Source organism: Ralstonia flatus (assembly GCF_958439105.1).
GTDB lineage: Bacteria > Pseudomonadota > Gammaproteobacteria > Burkholderiales > Burkholderiaceae > Ralstonia > Ralstonia flatus.
This window is the reverse complement of sequence record NZ_CAUDLI010000001.1, coordinates 299,821-319,337: the sequence shown is the minus strand read 5'-3', so window position 1 is coordinate 319,337 and position 19,517 is coordinate 299,821. Positions and strand designations below refer to the sequence as shown.

16 protein-coding genes are annotated in these 19,517 nt (G+C 66.2%); 7 read left to right on the top strand and 9 right to left on the bottom strand.

What is annotated here, in order from left to right:
- Positions 1–61: 61 nt before the first annotated feature.
- From R2676_RS01495 to R2676_RS01480, 4 genes are all read right to left on the bottom strand, one after another.
- Entirely contained in the window at positions 62–793 is a 732-nt protein-coding gene (locus R2676_RS01495; RefSeq protein WP_206275004.1) for a DNA alkylation repair protein, read from the bottom strand.
- Between the two features lie 147 nt (positions 794–940).
- A complete protein-coding gene (gene argH, locus R2676_RS01490; protein WP_027680809.1) occupies positions 941–2,356 on the bottom strand; it encodes an argininosuccinate lyase in 1,416 nt (471 codons plus the stop codon).
- A 103-nt stretch (positions 2,357–2,459) separates the two neighbouring features.
- Complete coding sequence (locus R2676_RS01485; protein ID WP_206275272.1) at positions 2,460–3,179, bottom strand: anti-sigma factor; 720 nt, start codon at positions 3,177–3,179, stop codon at positions 2,460–2,462.
- Positions 3,179–3,826 carry an RNA polymerase sigma factor gene (locus R2676_RS01480; protein WP_027680811.1) on the bottom strand — a complete coding sequence of 216 codons (648 nt, stop codon included), beginning with the start codon at positions 3,824–3,826 and terminating at the stop codon, positions 3,179–3,181. The genes R2676_RS01485 and R2676_RS01480 overlap by 1 nt, the downstream gene beginning before the upstream one ends.
- Before the next feature lie 206 nt (positions 3,827–4,032).
- On the opposite strand from R2676_RS01480, the gene R2676_RS01475 reads away from it, so the two are divergent.
- Positions 4,033–4,638, top strand: coding sequence for a ferritin-like domain-containing protein (locus R2676_RS01475; RefSeq protein ID WP_206275005.1), 606 nt, complete (start codon positions 4,033–4,035; stop codon positions 4,636–4,638).
- Positions 4,639–4,670: 32 nt separating this feature from the next.
- On the opposite strand, the gene R2676_RS01470 is transcribed toward R2676_RS01475, so the two are convergent.
- Positions 4,671–5,555 (bottom strand): LysR family transcriptional regulator, encoded by an 885-nt coding sequence (locus R2676_RS01470; protein ID WP_206275006.1) that lies wholly within the window; start codon positions 5,553–5,555, stop codon positions 4,671–4,673.
- Positions 5,556–5,680: 125 nt separating this feature from the next.
- On the opposite strand from R2676_RS01470, the gene R2676_RS01465 reads away from it, so the two are divergent.
- Positions 5,681–7,108 carry an MFS transporter gene (locus tag R2676_RS01465; RefSeq protein WP_206275007.1) on the top strand — a complete coding sequence of 476 codons (1,428 nt, stop codon included), beginning with the start codon at positions 5,681–5,683 and terminating at the stop codon, positions 7,106–7,108.
- On the opposite strand, the gene ppc is transcribed toward R2676_RS01465, so the two are convergent.
- On the bottom strand, positions 7,109–10,117 hold the full coding sequence (gene ppc, locus R2676_RS01460) for a phosphoenolpyruvate carboxylase (protein WP_206275008.1): 3,009 nt from the start codon (positions 10,115–10,117) through the stop codon (positions 7,109–7,111).
- Positions 10,118–10,226: 109 nt separating this feature from the next.
- On the opposite strand from ppc, the gene hemC reads away from it, so the two are divergent.
- The 3 genes from hemC to R2676_RS01445 are packed head-to-tail and all read left to right on the top strand — an operon-like array spanning position 10,227 to position 14,569.
- Positions 10,227–11,243: a hydroxymethylbilane synthase gene (gene hemC / locus R2676_RS01455; protein WP_206275009.1), complete on the top strand. Its 1,017-nt coding sequence runs from the start codon at positions 10,227–10,229 to the stop codon at positions 11,241–11,243.
- 15 nt (positions 11,244–11,258) lie between these two features.
- Entirely contained in the window at positions 11,259–13,373 is a 2,115-nt protein-coding gene (gene hemDX, locus R2676_RS01450; RefSeq protein WP_206275010.1) for a fused uroporphyrinogen-III synthase HemD/membrane protein HemX, read from the top strand.
- Positions 13,374–13,375: 2 nt separating this feature from the next.
- A complete protein-coding gene (locus R2676_RS01445) occupies positions 13,376–14,569 on the top strand; it encodes a heme biosynthesis protein HemY (RefSeq protein ID WP_206275011.1) in 1,194 nt (397 codons plus the stop codon).
- Between the two features lie 47 nt (positions 14,570–14,616).
- Here R2676_RS01445 and R2676_RS01440 read toward each other — a convergent pair whose 3' ends face one another.
- The 3 genes from R2676_RS01440 to R2676_RS01430 form a co-directional block, all read right to left on the bottom strand.
- Positions 14,617–15,951: an MFS transporter gene (locus R2676_RS01440; RefSeq protein WP_206275012.1), complete on the bottom strand. Its 1,335-nt coding sequence runs from the start codon at positions 15,949–15,951 to the stop codon at positions 14,617–14,619.
- A gap of 122 nt (positions 15,952–16,073) precedes the next feature.
- On the bottom strand, positions 16,074–16,832 hold the full coding sequence (locus tag R2676_RS01435) for an SDR family oxidoreductase (protein ID WP_206275013.1): 759 nt from the start codon (positions 16,830–16,832) through the stop codon (positions 16,074–16,076).
- A 41-nt stretch (positions 16,833–16,873) separates the two neighbouring features.
- A complete protein-coding gene (locus R2676_RS01430; RefSeq protein ID WP_206275014.1) occupies positions 16,874–18,310 on the bottom strand; it encodes an aldehyde dehydrogenase family protein in 1,437 nt (478 codons plus the stop codon).
- A gap of 169 nt (positions 18,311–18,479) precedes the next feature.
- Between R2676_RS01430 and ppa the strand changes: the two genes are divergently transcribed.
- On the top strand, positions 18,480–19,007 hold the full coding sequence (gene ppa / locus R2676_RS01425) for an inorganic diphosphatase (protein ID WP_024975070.1): 528 nt from the start codon (positions 18,480–18,482) through the stop codon (positions 19,005–19,007).
- Between the two features lie 299 nt (positions 19,008–19,306).
- On the top strand, positions 19,307–19,498 hold the full coding sequence (locus tag R2676_RS01420) for a hypothetical protein (protein ID WP_206275015.1): 192 nt from the start codon (positions 19,307–19,309) through the stop codon (positions 19,496–19,498).
- Positions 19,499–19,517 lie beyond the last annotated feature (19 nt).

Below are 19,517 nucleotides of genomic sequence, written 5' to 3'. Positions count from 1 at the left end.
TTCCGGGGCGCATTCGGCTGTATGAAGTGTGACCGACCGCTGCCAGGCAAAAAAACGTGCGCTATCGGTTCTTCGCCCGCAGGCGTTGCAGCCGCTGCTGCTGCGATGGCTCCAGCGCTCGGGTCGCTTCTCTGAAAGTCAAAGCCGACATCTCGGCAGCATGTCGCTCCACGAAGCCGATCGTTCGCAATGGTGTTTTTTTGCAGGTCGAGCGCAGGACCCATCCGATTGCCTTTCGGATGAAGAACTCCCGCTCCTGCAGCATCGGAACGGCGCGCCGTTCGAAACGTTCGAAGTCACCTTGGCCCGCTGCGAGTCGGTCATGACTGGCTAACAGCGCACTGCGCCGCACCCAGAAATTCGTATCTGCGGACCATTCGTCCATGTCCGTCTCGACCGCTGGTATCCGTGTGGCCAGCGCGCCGACCACTTTGATCGCAAGCCAGTCGACATGAGCCCAGGTCGTGCTTCGATCGATCAGGCCCTTTAACGATCCGACATCCGAATTGCGGAGCAGGTCGCTCCGAAGTTCGAGCACCGCGATTCCCACAGATCGCAATTCATGGGTGTGCGTATTCCAGAGTGCCTCGACCAGCCCCTTGAGGTCTTCCACAGTAAGGGCAGGGCGGTCGGCGACAAAGGTGCGGGCCACTCGTCGCACAGTTGGCACGGAAGCACCGATGAAGCGGAGGTCGCTCTTCAGGTATTGCTTTTCTTTTTCCGCCCGCTCGGCAGTAGCGTCCCCGGCGAGGGACTCGGCCAGCTGGGCGACAACGGTCGTCTGGTCGTTCAAGGATGGCCCTCCTGTGCGCGTTGGCTTGCAGCATAGCCGCGCTTCGCAAACATCGGCAATTCGCCAGACCGCGCCAGCGTGCGTCACAAACAAAAACGCCGCGCTGATCAACTCAGCACGGCGCTTTTGTTTAGAGCGTGCAGCGGATTATTCAGCCAGCGCAGCGCGCGCAAACGCAATGGCCTGCTTCACCTGCTCCGGCGCCGTCCCGCCGATGTGGTTGCGCGAAGCGACCGAGCCTTCCAGCGTCAGCACGGCGTGCACATCGTCGCTGATCAGATCGGACTTGTCGCCGAGGCCGCAGATGTCACGCAGTTGCGCAACCGACAGGTCCGCCAGGTCGCAACGCAGGTCGTCGCAGGCGCGCACTGCGTGGGCCACGGCTTCGTGTGCATCGCGGAAGGGCAGGCCGCGCTTGACCAGGTAGTCGGCCAGGTCGGTGGCGGTGGCGTAGCCCTGCAGCGCGGCGGCACGCATGGCGTCGGCCTTGACGGTGATGCCCGGCACCATGTCGGCAAAGATGCGCAGCGTGTCGACCACGGTATCGACGGTGTCGAACAGCGGTTCCTTGTCTTCCTGGTTGTCCTTGTTGTACGCCAGCGGCTGGCCCTTCATCAGCGTGAGCAGGCCGATCAGGTGGCCGTTGACGCGGCCGGTCTTGCCGCGCGCCAGTTCGGGCACGTCCGGGTTTTTCTTCTGCGGCATGATCGAGCTGCCGGTGCAGAAGCGGTCTGCAATGTCGATAAAGCCCACGCGCGGGCTCATCCACAGCACCAGCTCTTCAGAGAAGCGCGAGATGTGCGTCATGACGAGCGCGGCCGCCGCGCAGAATTCGATGGCGAAGTCGCGGTCCGACACGGCATCCAGCGAGTTGCGGCATACACCGTCAAAGCCGAGTTGCTGGGCGACGAATTCGCGGTCGATCGGGTAGCTCGTACCGGCCAGCGCGGCGGCACCCAGCGGCAGGCGGTTGACGCGCTTGCGGGCGTCGAGCATGCGCTCGGTGTCGCGCGTGAACATCTCGACGTAGGCCAGCAGGTGGTGGCCGAACACCACCGGTTGCGCGACCTGCAGGTGCGTGAAGCCCGGGACGATGGTGTTGGTGTGTTGCTCCGCCAGGTCCAGCAGCGCGCTGCGCAGGGCCTTGAGCAGACCGACGATGTTGTCGATCTCGCTGCGCAGCCACAGGCGGATGTCGGTGGCGACCTGGTCGTTGCGCGAGCGGCCCGTGTGCAGGCGCTTGCCGGCGTCGCCCGCCATGGCGGTCAGGCGCGCTTCGATGTTCAGGTGCACGTCTTCCAGATCCAGCTTCCACTCGAACGTGCCGGCCTCGATCTCCTGGCGAATCTGCGCCATGCCCTTTTCGATGGCGGCGCGATCGGCTTCGGCGATGATGCCCTGCTTGGCGAGCATGGCAGCGTGCGCCAGCGAGCCCTGGATGTCGAACAGTGCGAGGCGCTTGTCAAAGAACACCGACGCGGTATAGCGCTTGACGAGATCGGACACCGGCTCGTTAAAGCGGGCGGACCACGCTTCGGCCTTCTTGGCGAGTTGGGAGGTCATGGGCGGACAGCAGGAGGAGCGCGGCCGGCGAGGCGCCAGCCGCAAATTCAGGAAACCGCGATTATATCGCCCGCCGGGCCTTCCGGCCCCCGCGCCGCGGTGCCTACAGCGTGCTGTCGATCAGCGCGCCCTTGAAGACCACCGGCCCCGTCGGCCCCTCCGGATTGGGCGAGCCACCACGAGGTTCCACGCTGATGGCGAGCGCCGGCACTTGCCGCAACGGCTGCGCCACCGTCAGCCGCACGGCGCGCTGGTGCCCGATCACCCCAAGTGACTGCGGATGCCCGCCGGGCGGCAGCGCCCAGAGCTGCAAGGCCTGTTCGGTATTGAGCGGCGTTGCGTCCAGTCGCTTGAGCGACAGCGTGCCGGTGCGCGCATCCCAGGTGACGAGGACGGCCGCCTGGGCCTGCGCGTCCTGCAGCACGGCCACGGCGTTAGCGACAGGCGCTTCGCGCAATTGCTGCGCCAGCCGCAGGTTCAGCCCGATCGCCACCGCCGCGACCACCGCCGCGACCGCCGTGGCGCTGCGCCAGAAGCCTGCGCCCTGCCAAAGCCGTTGCCAGAGCGCCTTCTGCTCCGGCGCGGGCTCGCGCCAGCCGAGTTGCACTTCGATGCGGCGGAGAATGTCCGGCAGCGGTGCCGTGGCCGGCTGAAGCGCGGGCAGATCGGCCAGATAGCGCTGCCAGCGTTCCACCGTCGCGCGCGTGGCGGCGTCGTGGCGAATGATCTGCTCGAAACGGCGGCGTGCGCCGGCGCGCAGCGTTCCGACGGCGTATTCAGCGGCCAGCTTGTCGACGAGTTCGGGGTGGCGGCGCGGGTCCATCACGGTGCTCCAAGGCATTCGCGCAGGCGGTCCAGCCCCCGCCGCATCCAGGATTTGACGGTGCCCAGCGGCAGCGACAGCGATTGCGCCAGCTCGCTGTGCGACAGGTCACGCAGATACGCGAGCGACACGACCTGGCGCTGCTTCGGGTCGAGGCGCTTGAGGCATTCGGCCAGCGCGCGGGCCTGCTGACCGGCGAGCGCGATGTCCGCAGGGCCCGGGGCGTGGTCGGCCAGGACATCGGCGTAGGCGTCGTCCAGGGGCACGGATTCCTGCACGCGCTCGGCATGCTGCCGACGCAGGCAATCGAGTGCACGGTTGCGCACGATGGTGGTCATCCACGTCATGGGGGCGGCCAGATGCGGGCGGTAATCGCCGGCATGGCGCCAGATGTTGACGAAACTTTCTTGCAAAACGTCCTCGGCCCAGTCCTTCCTGACCAAGATACGCAGCGCGAGCCCAAACAGTTTCGGTGCGCAGCGCGTATATAGCGTGCGCAGGGCGTCGCGGTCGCCCAGGCTGATGCGTTGCAGCAATGCGGCCAGCTCTTCAGCGTCGGCGCTCGGGGGGCGCGCTGCCGCGGACGTCGCTGGCGGGTCGGCAGGTTGCTCGGCAGGGTCTTCGGCGGAGCGCTGATAGGAGAGCACGTGGGCAGTTTTCTGTGGACGGTTTTGCCCAAAGTGTAGGTACAAACCGTGCCCGTGGGTGAATTCACGTGAAAGGCGCTGAGGTTTTTTTGCATCCAGTTGGGTACGCCGTTCGTACAAGCGATCAGGCGGTGGATAAACGCCCGCGATTCGGACTTCGTACCGCACGGGTCGCGCTTCCTTCCCACAATGCAAGGAGATCGACGATGGATACAACCCAAGAGATGGATCAGTTGGCCAGCGACAGCCCGCGCATCGATGCGCGTCGTCGCGTGCTGCTGCGCGCGCCGGGGCTGATGGCGCTGGGCTCGCTGGCGGCGGTGTCGCTGGGGCAGTCGATGCCGGCCTGGGCGCAGACGCAATCGGGCAGCGTGAAAGACGACGTCAACATCCTGAACGTGGCGCTGGGCCTCGAATATCAGGCCATTGCCGCCTATCAGGTGGGCGCGGAAAGCGGCCTGTTGCAAAAGCCCGTGCTCGCAACGGCGGTGAAGTTCCAGGGCCACCACAAGGCGCATGCGTCGGTGCTGGCAGGCGCGGTCTCCAAGCTGGGCGGCACGCCGGTCATGGAGAAAACGGCGGCGGAATACAACTTTCCGGTCAGCCAGTTGAAGACGCAGGCCGACGTGCTGCGTTTTGCCGCGGGCCTGGAGAAGGGCGCTGCCTCGGCCTACCTGGGCGTGATACCGAGCTTCTACACGCGCGACCTCGCCAAGGCCGCCGCCAGCATCCTGGGCGACGAGACGATGCATTGGGCGGTGCTGCTCTCGGCGCTGGGTGAAGACCCGGTGCCCGTCGCGTTCATCAGCTAAGCGGTTTGTTGGGCCGCCACACCGGCCGCTCGTTACGGTGTGGCGGTTTTTTTTGGCGCGTCGAACGCTTCGACGATGCAATCGAGCAGGGCACGCACGCGCGCGGTCTTGTGCAGATCGGCGTGCGTCACGAGCCAGACGTCCTGCATGCTGCGCCGATTGGGCAACACGCGCACAAGTTGCGGATAGGCCTGCGCACGCCTGCACACCAGTTCTGTCATGCCAATGCCTGCGGCCACCGCCTCGAACAGCGCCAGCGCCGAGTTGCTCTGCAAGACGACACGCCCGCGCGTAATGGGCTCGCCGCAGAGGTCTTCCCACATCCACGGCACTTCGTTGCGCGGATAGAGCACGAGATCGTGCCCCGCAAAGGCCGTCCCTTCCTCGGGCTCGCCACGCGCGGCCACGTAGCTGCGGCTCGCATAGATGCCGGTTTCCATTTGTCCGATGCGCCGCGCGATGAGGTCCGGAGAATCGGGCCGCAGCGTGCGCACGGCCACGTCGGCCTCGCGCTTGGTGAGGTTGGCAATGCTCTTGGACGCCATGCAGACGACGTCGATGCCCGGATGCCGCTGCCGCAGCTGCGCGATGGCCGGCAGCACAAACGTGGCGGCCATGGTGTCGGTCGTGGCCACGCGGATCGTGCCGGCGAGTTGATCGTCGATGCCGGCAACGCGGCGCTCGATGGTGTGCGCCGCCTGCTCCATCGCTTCGGCCGGACCGATCAGCGCTTCTCCGGCCGGGGTGAGCACCAGCGCGGTCGACGTCCGCAAGAAGAGCTTGGCTGACAGCTCGTCTTCCAGCGCGGCGATGCGGCGGCCCACCGTGGCCTGATCCACGCCCAGGCGCTGGGCCGCACCGCGCAGCGTGCCGGTGCGCGCCACGGCCAGGAAAAAGCGTCCGTTATCCCAGTTCACGTCAGGCTCCGAATGTTCGTCAATGGATGATGCAGATTTGCAGTGGTGCGATGCAAAAACGCTGCTTTTTTGCATGCAATCCCCAGCCTACACTGGGCTGCATGAAATTTCCAAACGATTCCGCCATGTCTTCATGCAACGCCAACTCCATGGGAGCGGCGCCCCGGGCTGACTTGCAACCCGACCTCAGCCGGTGGCGCCGCAACGCCACGCTGGGCATTCTCACGTCGGGCGTGTTCATGGCAGTGCTCGACACCACCGTGGTCAACGTGGCGCTCATCGCCATGCGCGACAGCCTGCACAGCAGCGTCGCAGAACTTGCCTGGATCGTTGACGGCTACACGCTGGCGTTTGCCGCGTTCATCCTCACGGGCGGTTTGCTGAGCGATCGCATTGGCGCGCGAACCGTGTTCATGGCGGGAATGGCGGTCTTCATCGTTGCATCAGCCGGTTGTGGAGTGGCGCCTTCCGTGACCACGCTGATTGCCGCGCGCATCCTGCAGGGCGTGGGCGCGGCGATGTTTCTGCCGAGTTCGCTGTCGCTGATACGCAGCACGTTTCAGGACCCGCGCGAGCGCGCCTGGGCCATCGGCCTGTGGGGCGCCATCGTCGCGACTGCCGCAGCCGTGGGCCCGGCGTTGGGCGGCGTGCTGGTCGACACATACGGCTGGCGCAGCGCCTTCCTGATCAACGTGCCGCTGGGTGTGGTCGGCATGCTGGGCACGTGGATGATCGTGCGCAACGACACGCCGGCACGGGCCAAGCCGTTCGACTGGGCGGGACAGGTGACGAGCGCCGTAATGCTCGCGGCGCTGTGTTTTGCTGCGATCGAGTGGCCGGTGCGGGGCGCGCGATCGCCCTGGGTGTGGGGTGCCGCGCTGCTGACGGTGGTGGCCGGTGCGCTGTTCGTTGTGGCCGAACGCCGTGCGCGCGCACCGCTCGTGCCGCTGGCCTGGCTGGGGCATCGCACGCTGGGCACGGTCAACGGCGTGGGGTTCCTGCTGAATTTCGGCTATTACGGTGCCCTGTTCGTGCTGAGCCTGCATTTGCAGAACGTCGAACATCTCAGCGCACGGCAGACCGGCCTCGTCATGCTGCCGATGGCGGTGAGCCTGTCGGCGGGCAACATCTTCGCCGGCAAGCTGATGGCGCATTTTTCCACGCCGACGATGATGCTGAGTGGCCTCTTGATCGGCGCAGCGGGTTTGCTGGCAACGTCGGCTGCGCTGACGGGCCATGCGCACCTGTGGGTGGTGAGCGCGACGATGGTGGCTTACGGCGGCGGTACCGCGCTGGCGATTGCGCCGATGACCTCGACGATCCTGTCAGCGGCGCCGGGCGAGCTGGCCGGCACGGCGTCGGGCTTGCTCAACGCCGCGCGGCAGACGGGCAGTTTGCTGGGCGTGGCAGCGGCGGGCGCCGTCGTGACGGTGGTGCCCGAGCTGGCGCACGCCTCGCCGATGGTGTTTGGCCTGATGACGCTGTCGTACGCCGGCGCGATGGCGATGGCGTGGATCAGCCGACGCCCGGCCGCCACCGCGCTGGCTGCCTGATCAGCCGCTATTGCGAAGGCCCGCGGCAATCCCGTTGATCGACAGATGGATGCCGCGCCGCACGCGTGCATCGTCGCTGCCGGCCTTGCCTGAGCGGAAGCGCTTGAGCAGCTCGACCTGCAAATGGTTCAGCGGGTCGAGGTACGGGAAGCGGTTCTTGATGGAGCGCGCCAGCAGCGGGTTGTCGGCCAGGCGCTCCGACTGCCCCGTGATGGCGGCCAGCATCTGCTCGGTCAACGTGAACTCCGCCGAGATGCGCGAGAACACCGCGTTACGCAGCTTGCGGTCATCGCAGAGCTGCGCGTAGCGCGAGGCCACGTTCAGATCGGCCTTGGACAGCACCATGTCCATGTTCGACAGCAGGTTCGCAAAGAACGGCCACTGCTTGTGCATGCGCTTGAGCGTGGTCAGGCGGGCGGCGCGGGCCTTGGCGTTGCCCGCATCGTCCAACCAGCGCTGCACCGCGCTGCCAAAGCCGAACCAGCCCGGCAGCAACAGGCGGCATTGGCCCCATGAGAAGCCCCACGGAATCGCACGCAGGTCTTCGATGCGGCGGTGCTTCTTGTCCATCAGCTTGCGCGAGGCCGGGCGCGAACCGAGGTTCAGGTCGGCAATCTCGGTGATCGGTGTGGTGGCGAAGAAGTAGTCCTTGAAGCCAGGGGTCTCGTAGACGAGGTTGCGGTACGCGGCAAAGGCGTTGTCCGACAGCGCCTGCATGGCGGCTTCGAACTCTTCCAGGCCCTTGGGGCGGTTGCGCGTAGGCAGCAGCGTCGCTTCCAGCGTGGCCGCGACGATGGTCTCCAGGTTGCGCCGGCCGATCTCCGGATTGGCGAATTTGCTGGAGATGATTTCGCCTTGTTCGGTCAGACGGATCTGGCCGTTCACGGTGCCCGGCGGCTGCGACAGGATGGCCTGGTAGGTCGGGCCGCCGCCTCGGCCCACCGTGCCGCCGCGGCCGTGGAACAGGCGCAGGCGCACGCCCTTGCGCTCGAACAGTTCCACCAGCGCCAGCTCGGCTTTGTACAGCTCCCAGTTGGAGGTGAGGAAGCCGCCGTCCTTGTTGGAATCCGAATAGCCGAGCATCACTTCCTGCTCGTTGCCCTGCGCGGCCAGCACGGAATCGAAGCCGGGCAGGGCCAACAGGTCGCCCATGATTTCGGGAGCGTTGCGCAAGTCTTCGATGGTTTCAAACAGCGGGATCACCATGACGTCCAGCGCGGCGCTGCCGCTGCCATTGGCGCCCGTGCGGAACATACCGGCTTCCTTCTGCAGCAGCATCACTTCCAGCAGGTCGGACAGCGTCTCGGTGTGCGAAATGATGTAGTTGCGCACGATGCGATTGCCGTAGCGGGCACGCACCTCGCGCGCGGCGCGGAAGATGTCGATTTCCGACGTGGTCTGCTCGCTGTACGCGTGGAACGGCAGCGTCAGCACGCGCGGCTGTTGCAGCTCGCGCAGCAGCAGCGTGCGCTTGTCAGCCTCGGACAGCGCCGCATACGCACCTTCCACACCGGCCACCTTCAACAGCTCGGCGACGGTCGCTTCGTGCACGTCCGACACCTGCCGCAAATCGATCGATGAGAGATGGAAGCCGAACACATCGATCGCGCGCGCCAGCGATGCGAGCCGCGCGTCGGCCAGCACCTCGCCGTGGTGCGCCGCCAGCGAATCGATCACGGTCTGGATGTCGGCGCGCAGTTCTTCTGCGTTGCTGTAAGCCGGAGCGGGCCCGACGGCGTGGCGGCCGGCGTCTTCACCGGTCAGCTCGCGGCAGGTGGCCGCCAGTCGCGCATAGACGCCGATCAGCGCACGGCGGTACGGCTCGTCCGCGCGATGTTCGGAGTGGTCGGGCGAGCGCTCGGCCAGCGCCTGCAGCTCCGCGCTTACATCCACCAGCGACGTCGACATCGATAGTTCCGCGCCCAGCGCGTGGATCTCTTCCAGGTACCACGCCAGGATCACGCTTGCCTGCTTTTGTGCCGCGTCGCGCAACGTTGTCGCCGTGACAAAGGGATTGCCGTCGCGGTCGCCGCCGATCCACGAGCCCATCTGGAAGAAGGGCGGCAGCGGGGCCGGCTCGCCGCGTGCGCCACGACGCGGGAACACGGTCGCGATGTCTTCTTCCAGCTCCCGGTACAGCGCCGGGATTTCGCGCAGGAAAGTGGTCTGGTAATACGACAGCGCGTTTTCGATCTCATCGGCCACCATCAGGCGCGTGGTGCGCAGCATGCGCGTTTGCCACAGCTTGGTGACGTGGGCGCGCAGCAGCGCCGTGTTGCGCTCGCGTTCACGCGTGGTCAGCGGTGCGTCGCGTTCGGCCAGCAAGCGCGCGATTTCGCGTTGCGCATCGAGCGTGCTCTTGCGCTGCACCTCGGTCGGGTGCGCGGTCAGCACCGGCACGATCAGCGCGGTCTCGAAGAAGCGACGCAGCTCGTCGCCCGACAGGCCTTCGTCTGCGGCAGAGAGCAGCGCGCGCATCAGGCTGCCCGGCTGCGGCGGCGATCCGGCCAGCGCATGCACGCGGCGGCGGCGATTGTGATGCTGGTCTTCGGCGATGTTCGCCAGATGCGAGAAGTAGCTGAAGGCGCGCACCACCGACGTGGTCTGGTCGCGCGAGAGCGTTTTCAGCAGCCGGTCGAGATCCTGCTCAGCCTGGCGGTCGCCGTCGCGGCGGAAGCGCACGGCGGTCTGGCGGATGGTCTCGACGGTTTCGAAAACCGTGCCGCCTTCCTGGTCACGCAGCACGTCGCCCAGCAGGCGCCCGAGGAAGCGGATGTCTTCCTTCAGCGGCTGATCCTTGGCCGCGGCGCTGCCCGACGAGCGTCGGGAAGTGGGGCCGAGTGATGCGCCATTGGCTTCGTCCGCGCCATTGGCCTTGGCCACCGGTTTCGCGGCGGGCTTGGCTGTCTTGATGGCCTTGGGGGTCTTGCTGGTCTTGGCGGGGGCGGCGGAAGCCTTGCGGGCGGTGGTCGCGCGCGAGGAAGCGCGGCGCGCGGCGGGCTGCGTCATGGTGTCTCCTAGGTTGGGTGCTCGAAGGTGCCTGAAGGGCCCTCGTTTCTGTATCACTTCAACGTGATAGCCGGACTGTCGCGAAAAAGCTGCGTGCTAACATTGCCGCATGTCTTCCAACGCCCGTCCGACTCCCGTCGAATCCCAGCTTGCAACGACTCCTGCAGCCCAGGCGCCGACCAAGCTGGTCATTGCCTCGCGCGAAAGCCGGCTCGCCCTCTGGCAAGCCGAACACGTGCGTGCTGCATTGCAAAAATACTATCCCGCGTGCGACGTGTCCATCCTTGGAATGACCACGCGCGGCGACCAGATTCTCGACCGCTCGCTCGCCAAGGTGGGCGGTAAAGGTTTGTTTGTGAAGGAACTGGAAGTCGCGCTGGCCGAGGGCCGTGCCGATCTGGCGGTCCATTCGCTCAAGGATGTGCCGATGGAACTGCCGGAAGGCTTTGCGCTGTCGACCATCCTCGAACGCGAAGACCCGCGCGACGCCTTTGTTTCCAACGACTACGCCGATCTGGCGTCGTTGCCTGCCGGCGCCGTGGTGGGCACGTCGAGCCTGCGCCGCGAGGCTTCGTTGCGGGCGCGGTTTCCGCATCTGGTGATCCAGCCGCTGCGGGGCAACCTCGATACGCGCCTCGGCAAGCTCGATCGCGGCGACTACGCTGCCATCATCCTGGCTGCCGCCGGGCTCAAGCGCCTCGGGCTGGTCGATCGCATTCGCTCCACCATCGCGCCGGAGGAGTCGCTGCCGGCAGCGGGGCAGGGTGCGCTCGGCATTGAAATTCGCGCCGATCGTGCAGACGTGCGCGCGTGCCTCGCGCCGCTGCACGATGCACCGACTGCGCTGGCCGTCACCGCTGAGCGCGCTGTTTCGCGCATTCTCGGCGGTTCGTGCCAGGTGCCGCTTGCCTCCTTCGCGCAATGGTCGGACGCGGGCGCCTTGCGCCTGCGTGCCTTTGTCGCGTCGCAGGACGGCACCCGCAAACTTGCCGCAGATGGCGAAGCCACGCCATCTACGCTGGCCGAAGCTGACGCACTGGGTGTGCGCGTCGCCCAGCAGATGCTGGCCGGCGGTGCACGTGACATCCTTGCCATGCTGGGCGCCGACGCGCCGCCTGCTACCTAACTCCCACGGCCCGCCATGGACGACCACTTGCCACCGCGCTTGTCACCATCGTCGCCCGCATCCAGCACGCCGCCTGTTCAACCGGCACCCCCACCCGTGGTGGTGGTCACGCGGCCGCGCGCGCAGGCGCCCATGCTGGTGGCGGCGCTTGAGCGCCACGGCCTGCGCACGCACCAGTTTCCGCTGCTCGACATTGCGCCGACGCCCAATCTCGATGACTTGCGTGCCGCGCTGAGCGATCCTTCGCGCTATGCGCTGGTCGTGTTCGTGAGCCCCAACGCCGTGCAGCAGGCTTTTGCCGCCATGCCCGAAGGGTTTCGCTGGCCGCAGGAAGTGCCGGTGGCCGTGGTGGGCCCCGCGAGCGCACAGGCGCTTGCCACGCATGGGGTTGCGCCGCCCGCGCACCGCGTGATCAAGCCCGACACGCATGCCGACGATGCGCGCCAGGATTCCGAGGCGCTGTACGCGCGGTTGGATGTGCCTTCGCTCGGCGGTCGTGAAGTGCTGATCGTGCGCGGCAACGGTGGCCGTGAATGGCTGGCCGATCAACTGCGCGAAGCCGGTGCATCGGTCCGCACGGTGGAAGCCTACCGCCGCAGCGTCCCGGTGCCCGATGCTGCTGCGTGGCTCGCGTTGCGAGCGGTGCTGTCGGCCCGCCATGCCTGGACGCTTACCAGTTCCGAAGCCGTGCGCAATCTCGATGAGCTGGCTCGCGCGAATCTGTCGCCGGCCGATCTCGACACGCTGCATGGCGCGCCGTGCTTTGCTTCGCACGCCCGCATCGTCGAACAGGCCAAATCGCTGGGCTTTCGCGACGTGACGCTGACCGGCGCCGGCGACGACCGGCTGCTCGCCAGCGTGCTCGCCTGGGCCGGGCCGGTATCGGTGCCCGAGCATGGGTCGCCAGCGGCGCCGGCTGAATCAACCCCGTCTACTTCTTCTTCCACTGTGACGCAGACTCCCGTTCCCTCGTCCGCTCCCGCTTCGACATCCGCACCGGAATCCGCGCCGGCCGCCGCCACGCCCACGCCGGCCCCCGCGCCTGCAGCGTTTGCGCCCACCATGACGGTCAACCATGCGCCAGCTCGCGGCGGTTGGTTGATTTGGGTAGTCCTGGTGGCCGTCGTGGCGGCGGTGGCCGCGCTGCAGGTGCGCAACGAGCGCCTTGCACGCGAGATCCGCCAGCACGCCCAGACGAACGAAGCGCTGGCGCAGGAGATGCGCGTGCTGTCCCGCGCGGATCAGGATTCGGTTTCCCAACTGCAGCAGAAGTTCGGCGCGCTGGATGCCCGTACCGCGGAAACGCGCGATCGCCAGGCTGCGCTGGAGCAGGCCAATCAAGACCTCCTGCGCAACCGCGACGACTGGCAGCGCGCCGAGGTCCAGCGTTCGCTGGAAGTCACCGCCGAGCAGCTGCAACTGACGGGCAACGTCGCGGGCGCACTGGCGGCGCTGCAAACGGTCGATGCGCGCCTGGCCACGCTCGACAAACCACAGTTCAACGCGGTACGCCGCGCGGTATCGCGCGACATCGCCAAGCTCAAGTCGATGCCGTCGTTGGATCTGGCCGGTGCCGCGCTGCGGCTGGATGACGCCATCAACGCGGTCGATACACTGCCGCTCATCTCGTCGGCCCAGCCGCTGGAGACGGAACAGGCTGCGCAGGCGCCGCATGCTGCCGCGAAATCCACGAAAAATGCCAAGGCGCAGGCTGCGTCGGCACCGGTGGCATCGACGCCGCCAAACGCCGGCTGGTCTGCTGGCGTACGCGCCTGGTGGGGCCGCTTGTGGAACGACGTGCGAGGCGAACTCGGCCAGATTGTGCAGGTCCGCCGCGTCGATCAGACCGAGGCGCTGCTGCTGTCTTCCGACCAGGCGTGGTTCCTGCGCGAAAACCTCAAGCTGCGCCTGATGAATGCGCGCCTGGCGCTGCTCTCGCGCAATGACGCCGTATTCCGCGCCGATCTCGGTCGCGCCGATACGCTGCTCGCGCGTTACTTCGATACGCAGTCTTCGCGCGTGACCACGGTGCAGAACCAGCTGGCACAGGTGCGCGCGACGGTGGGCACGCTGCAGGTGCCGACGCTGGCCGACAGCCTTGCCGCCGTGCGCGGTTCGGGCAAGGAGTGACCATGCGCTGGGTATTCTGGGTCGCGCTCCTGTTTGCCGCCGCCGTCGGGCTGGCGCTGTTAACTGAACTGAACCTGAGCAACGTCGTGCTGTTCTACCCGCCGTACCGGGTGGAGATGTCGCTGAACTTCGTGCTAGCGGCACTGCTGGCGACGTTCGTGGTGCTGCATCTCGTGATGCGGCTCTTCCACCATGTGGCCGGTATGCCGGCGCGTGCTGCGGCGTATCGCGAGCGCAATCGCATCCTGAAGGCATCCGCCGCGCTGCGCGAAGCGATGGAAAGCCTGTTTGCCGGCCGCTTCGGCCATGCGGAGCGCCAGGCGCGAGAAGCCCAGGCCTGGGAGCCACAGCGCGAGACGGCCGCACTGATCGGCGCGCGTGCCGCACACCGCATGCAGGAAACCGAACGCCGCGACGCGTGGATGGCGGAAGTCGCCTCGCCCGATCGTGAGCAGGCCAAGCTCGTGTCGATGGCGGAATTGCTGGTCGATGCGCGCGATGCCGAAGGCGCGCTGGAGAAGATCGCGCAATTGCAATCGCAGGGTTCGCGGCAGATTCAGGCGCAGCGCATTGCATTGCGCGCGCATCAGCATCTGAAGAATTGGGGCGAGGTGCTGCGCCTCACGCGCGCACTGGAAAAGCGCAACGCGATCCATTCGGTGTTGGCCGCGCGTCTCAAGCAGATGGCGTGTGAAACGCTGCTGGCCGAGCGCCGCCACGATGCCGATGCCCTCAACGGCTTCTGGCGCGAACTCACCACGGAGGAGCGCCGCTCGCCCCGCATTGCCTCACAGGCGGCGCTGTATTTTGCGCAGCTCGGTCGCACGGATGACGCCAAACGCATCGTCGAAGACGGCTTGAAGGCGCATTGGGATGGCCGTCTGATCCGCCGCTATGCCGATTGCGCCGTGCCGGGCAAGGCACTGCCGCTGATCCAGCAAGCCGAGAAATGGCTCGGCCAGCATCCGGTGGATGCCGACCTGTTCTACACGCTCGGCATGTTGTGCTTCAAGGAGCAGCTCTGGGGCAAAGCGCAGTCGAGTCTGGAATCGGCGCTGAAGTATGCCGATGCAGATCATTCCGGCAACTTGCGCGCTCATGCGCACCTGGCGCTCGCCCAGATGTTCGAGCAGACGGAGCGGATGGAAGACGCCCAGCGACACTATCGGCAAAGCGCCTTGCTTGCCGTGAAATGAAAAAGGCCGGGGTCATCCCGGCCTTTTTTCTTGCGGGTGACGGGCGCCTATTTGTTCACCATCCGCGCCGGCACGGAAAGCGTGAGAATCGCGCCCAGCACCATCGATGCGGCCAGCATGTACATGCCCGAATCGGTACTCTTCGTAGCGTCTTTCAGCCAGCCGACGGCGTAGGGGCTCAGGAAGCCCGCGAGGTTGCCCAGCGAGTTGATCAGCGCAATGCCCGCGGCAGCGCCGGTGCCGGCCAGGAAGGCGGTCGGCAGGCTCCAGAACAGCGGCAACGTGGTGAGGATGCCCATGGTGCCGAGCGTGAGCGCTGCCATGGCCAGCGTGGTATCGGCGTGCCAGACGGCCGACAGCACGAGCCCGGCCGCGCCCACCACCGCCGGAATCGCGATGTGCCAGCGGCGCTCGCGCAGGCGATCGGCGCTGCGGGCCACCAAGACCATCGCGACGACGGCCGCGCCGTACGGAATCGCCGTCAGCAAGCCCACTGAGAACGGATCGGCCACGCCGGTCTGCTTGATCAGCGTGGGCAGCCAGAAGCTCACGCCATACAGGCCCATCACGAAGGTGAAGTAAATCAGGCTCATCAGCCATACGCGCGGGCTGGCCAGGACGGTGCCGATGGGCGGGTCTTCCTTGCCGGCGTCTTCCGCGGCGATGTTGCGGGCGAGCAGCGCCTTCTCTTCGTCGGTCAGCCACTTCGCGTGGGTGATGCGGTCGTCCAGATACGCCAGCACGAAGATGCCGACGATGATCGACGGAATGCCTTCGATCAGGAACATCCACTGCCAGCCGGCCAGGCCGTAGACGCCGGCAAACGCCTTCATCGCCCAGCCCGAGATGGGGCCGCCGATCACGCCCGACAGCGCAATCGCCGTCATGAAGAAGGTGGTGGTGCGCCCGCGCCGCTGCGCCGGATACCAGTACGTGAGGTACAGGATGATGCCCGGGAAGAAGCCGGCTTCTGCCAGGCCCAGGAGGAAGCGCATGACGTAGAACATGGCCGGCGTGGTCACGAACATCATGGCCGCCGAGATCACGCCCCACGAGATCATGATCCGCGCGATCCAGATGCGCGCGCCCACCCGGTGCAGGATCACGTTGCTCGGCACTTCAAAGAGGAAGTAGCCGATGAAGAAGATGCCGGCGCCAAGGCCGTAGATGGTCTCGCTGAACTTGAGGTCGTTGAGCATTTGCAGCTTGGCAAAGCCCACGTTGACGCGATCGAGGTACGCGACCACGTAGCACAGCAGCAGGAACGGAACCAGTCGCCACGTCACCTTGCGGTACGTGGCTTCTTCAAATGCGCTGGTGGATTGAGGCGGCAGCGTACCTGCGCCGCCGACCGGTGAGGTGGGTGGGGTGGTGATGGCCATCGGGTCTCCAGAGTTATTGTGAGTTCAGGCCGAGTGCTCCTCGTTACCTACCTCGGCCTGGAAAACCGCCACAGCATTCTGCGCTTCTCGGGCGGGCGCGCCAAGACGCTCGCCGGCAGGGTTTATACGCAGCGCCCGCCGTCCACTTCCAGGCACGTGCCGGTAATGAACTCCGCTTCGTCCGACGCGAGATACAGGCATGCGTTGGCCACATCCTGGGGCGTCGAGAGCCGCCCCATCGGGATCGTCGCCAGGAAGCGCGCGCGGTTCCCGGGCGTATCGGGTACGCCCATGAACTGCTCGATGAGGCCCGTTGCGCCCATCACCGGGTTCACGCAGTTCACGCGGATCTTGTCCGGGCCCAGCTCAGCCGCCATCGCCTTGCTGGCCGTGATGACGGCGCCCTTGCTGGCGTTGTACCAGACGAGCCCCGGTCGCGGCCGGATGCCGGCCGTGGACGCCACATTGACGAACACGCCGGCGCCGCGCTCCCGGAAGTGCGGGACGATGTGATGCGCCGTCCAGTAAATGCTCTTCACGTTGACGGCCATCACGCGGTCGAACTCGTCTTCGGTGATCTGCAGCAGCGGCTTGTTCTTGTGCGTGGTGCCGGCGTTGTTCACGACGATGTGCAGATCGCCGTAGCGCGCCAGGGTGGCGCCCAGCAGCTTTGCAACGGAATCGCCATTCGAGACGTCGGCCTGCACGAAATGCGCATCGCCGCCGGCCACGCGGATGGCGCTGGCCACGCGTTCACCGGCCTCCGCATTCAAGTCGTTGACGACGACGCGCGCGCCTTCGCGGGCAAAGGTGTTGGCGATGCCCTCGCCAAAGCCTGAACCCGCGCCCGTGACGATGGCAATCTTGCCGGCAAGCCGCATGGTGTCTCCTCGTGTTGTGGGTGGAATGCTGCGTTGTGCCTTTAGCCGTGGCGGATGGCGATGGTCTTGAGCGTGGTGAAGCCGTAGAGCGCCTCGAAGCCCTTTTCGCGCCCGTGCCCCGATTGACCCGTTCCGCCGAAGGGCAATTCAACGCCGCCGCCCGCGCCGTAGTTGTTGATGAAGACCTGGCCGGCCCTGAGCTTGCGCGCAAGGCGCATCTGGCGGCCGCCGTCGTTCGTCCACACGCCGGCTACCAGGCCGTAAGGTGTGCCGTTGGCCAGGGCCAGCGCTTCGGCTTCGGTGTCGAACGGCATGGCGGCCAGCAGCGGGCCGAACACTTCCTGCTGCGCGAGGCGGTGCGTGTGCGGCACATCGCGCAGCAGCATCGGCGCCTGGTAATAGCCGGTCTCGGGCGCTTCGGGCACCACCTGGCCCTGCGCCATCACCGGAATGTTGGCGTGCTGCGCATCCGAGACGAAATCCCACACGCGCTGCTGCTGCTTGGGGTTGATGAGCGGGCCGCAATCCAGGTCCAGCGACGACGGGCCCACCCTGATGGATTCGAACACCATGGCCAGCCGATCCAGCATCGCCTCGTACACACTGCGCTCGATCAGCGCGCGGCTGCCGGCGGAGCACGTCTGCCCGGCGTTCTGGATGATGCCGTTCACCACGGCCGGAATGGCCGCTTCCAGATCGGCGTCGGCAAACACGATCTGCGGAGATTTGCCGCCCAGCTCCAGCGTGACGGGCACGTGGTTTTCCGCCGCGGCGCGAACAATCGCCTTGCCCGTTTCCGGGGAGCCCGTGAACGACACATGGTTGACGCCGGGATGCGCCGCCAGAGCCGCACCGGCTTCGTGGCCATAGCCGGTGACGATGTTGAGTGCGCCATCGGGCAGGCCGGCTTCGGCGGCCAGCTCGGCCACGCGCAACACCGACAGGCACGCATCTTCCGCCGGCTTGACCACGCACGCGTTGCCCGCCGCCAATGCAGCCCCCACGCTGCGCCCGAAGATCTGCATCGGGTAGTTCCACGGGATGATGTGCGCGGTCACGCCATGCGGCTCGCGCACGGTCAGCACGGTGGTATCAGCCGGATAGGGGATGGTCTGCCCGTGCAGCTTGTCGGCGGCGCCGGCGTAGAACTCGAAGTAGCGGGCGACGGCGCGGGCATCGGCGCGCGCCTGGCGCATGGGCTTGCCGGTGTCGCGGGCTTCCAGGCGGGCCAGTTCTTCTTCGTGATCGCTCAGGCGCAGGGCTATGCGCATGAGCACGCGGCCGCGCTCGGCCGGCGCCAACTGGCCCCATACGCCTTCGAACGCGCGCCGCGCGGCATGCACGGCCACGTTGATATCGGTGGCGTTGCCGCGCGCAATCTCGGCAAAGGACTGGCCGTCGGACGGATCGAACACCTTGATGCGCATCCCCGAATCGGGCGACATCAGACGGTTGGCGATGAAGTGCTGGGCATGCATGGGGGGTTCCTGCAAAAGATCGGCAACGCGCGATTTTCGCACGCGCGCGCGCCGGGTAGGGCAAGCGGCCGGGTGTGAGGGGCTATAATGCCCGCCGACAGTTTTTTACGCTTCTTTCCAACCATTTGCGTCGCGTTTTTACGCACTTCGCGCATTCCGGAGCATTTTCATGAGCTTCAACAACGTCTCGCCGGGCAAGGACATCCCCAACGACTTCAACGTCATCATCGAGATCCCGGCGCAGAGCGACCCGGTCAAGTACGAAGCCGACAAGGAAACCGGCCTGCTGTTCGTGGACCGCTTCGTTGGGACCGGCATGCGCTATCCGGCGAACTACGGTTTCATCCCGCAGACGCTGTCGGGCGATGGCGACCCGGTGGACGTGCTGGTCGTCACGCCGTTCCCGCTCATCCACGGTTGCGTGGTGCGCTGCCGTGCCCTGGGCATGCTGAAGATGACGGACGAATCCGGCGTGGACGCCAAGCTGGTTGCCGTGCCTGTCAACAAGCTGAGCCCCGCGACGGCCCACATGACCGACCTGTCGGACATCGGCCAGAACCTGCTGGACCAGATCAAGCACTTCTTCGAGCACTACAAGGCGCTGGAAGCCGGCAAGTGGGTCAAGGTTGAAGGCTGGGGCGGTATTGAAGAAGCCCACAAGGAAATCGCCGACGGCGTTGCCAACTATAAGAAGTAAGCTTTTTTAGGATTTCGCCGTACGGCGTGTCTGACAAATCCCGGCCTCCGGATGGAGCGCCGGGATTTTTTCTTTGCGAATGGGTCATCGGCGTGATGCTGGAAATGCGTCGACTCGCGTCAGCTCGCCATCTGCGCCCGGATGGGGTCTTGTATGCGTTTTGTGATATCTATCGCGGAATTTGCATACTTACCGCCCGGTAGTTCTGCTACACAGAGATTTAAGAAACGCTCATTTGCCCACCGGAAACGACGCCTCTAGACTCCCCGTCAAGTTTGACTCCAACCCCTGGTACTGCGATGTTGAACAAGACCGTTGTCGTTCCCGTGCTGTCTGCCGTAGCCATGGCTGCATTCACCGTGTGGGCGTTGCTGGTGGGGCCGCCGGACGCAGCCCACGCTGGCGAGCGTGCTGTCGCCTCGGCCTCCATGGCTGTTGATTCGAACGCCGCACATTGCGTGATTGCCGAGCAGAAGCCTGCCGCGCACTAAGCTTCCCCGCCGCGTCCGC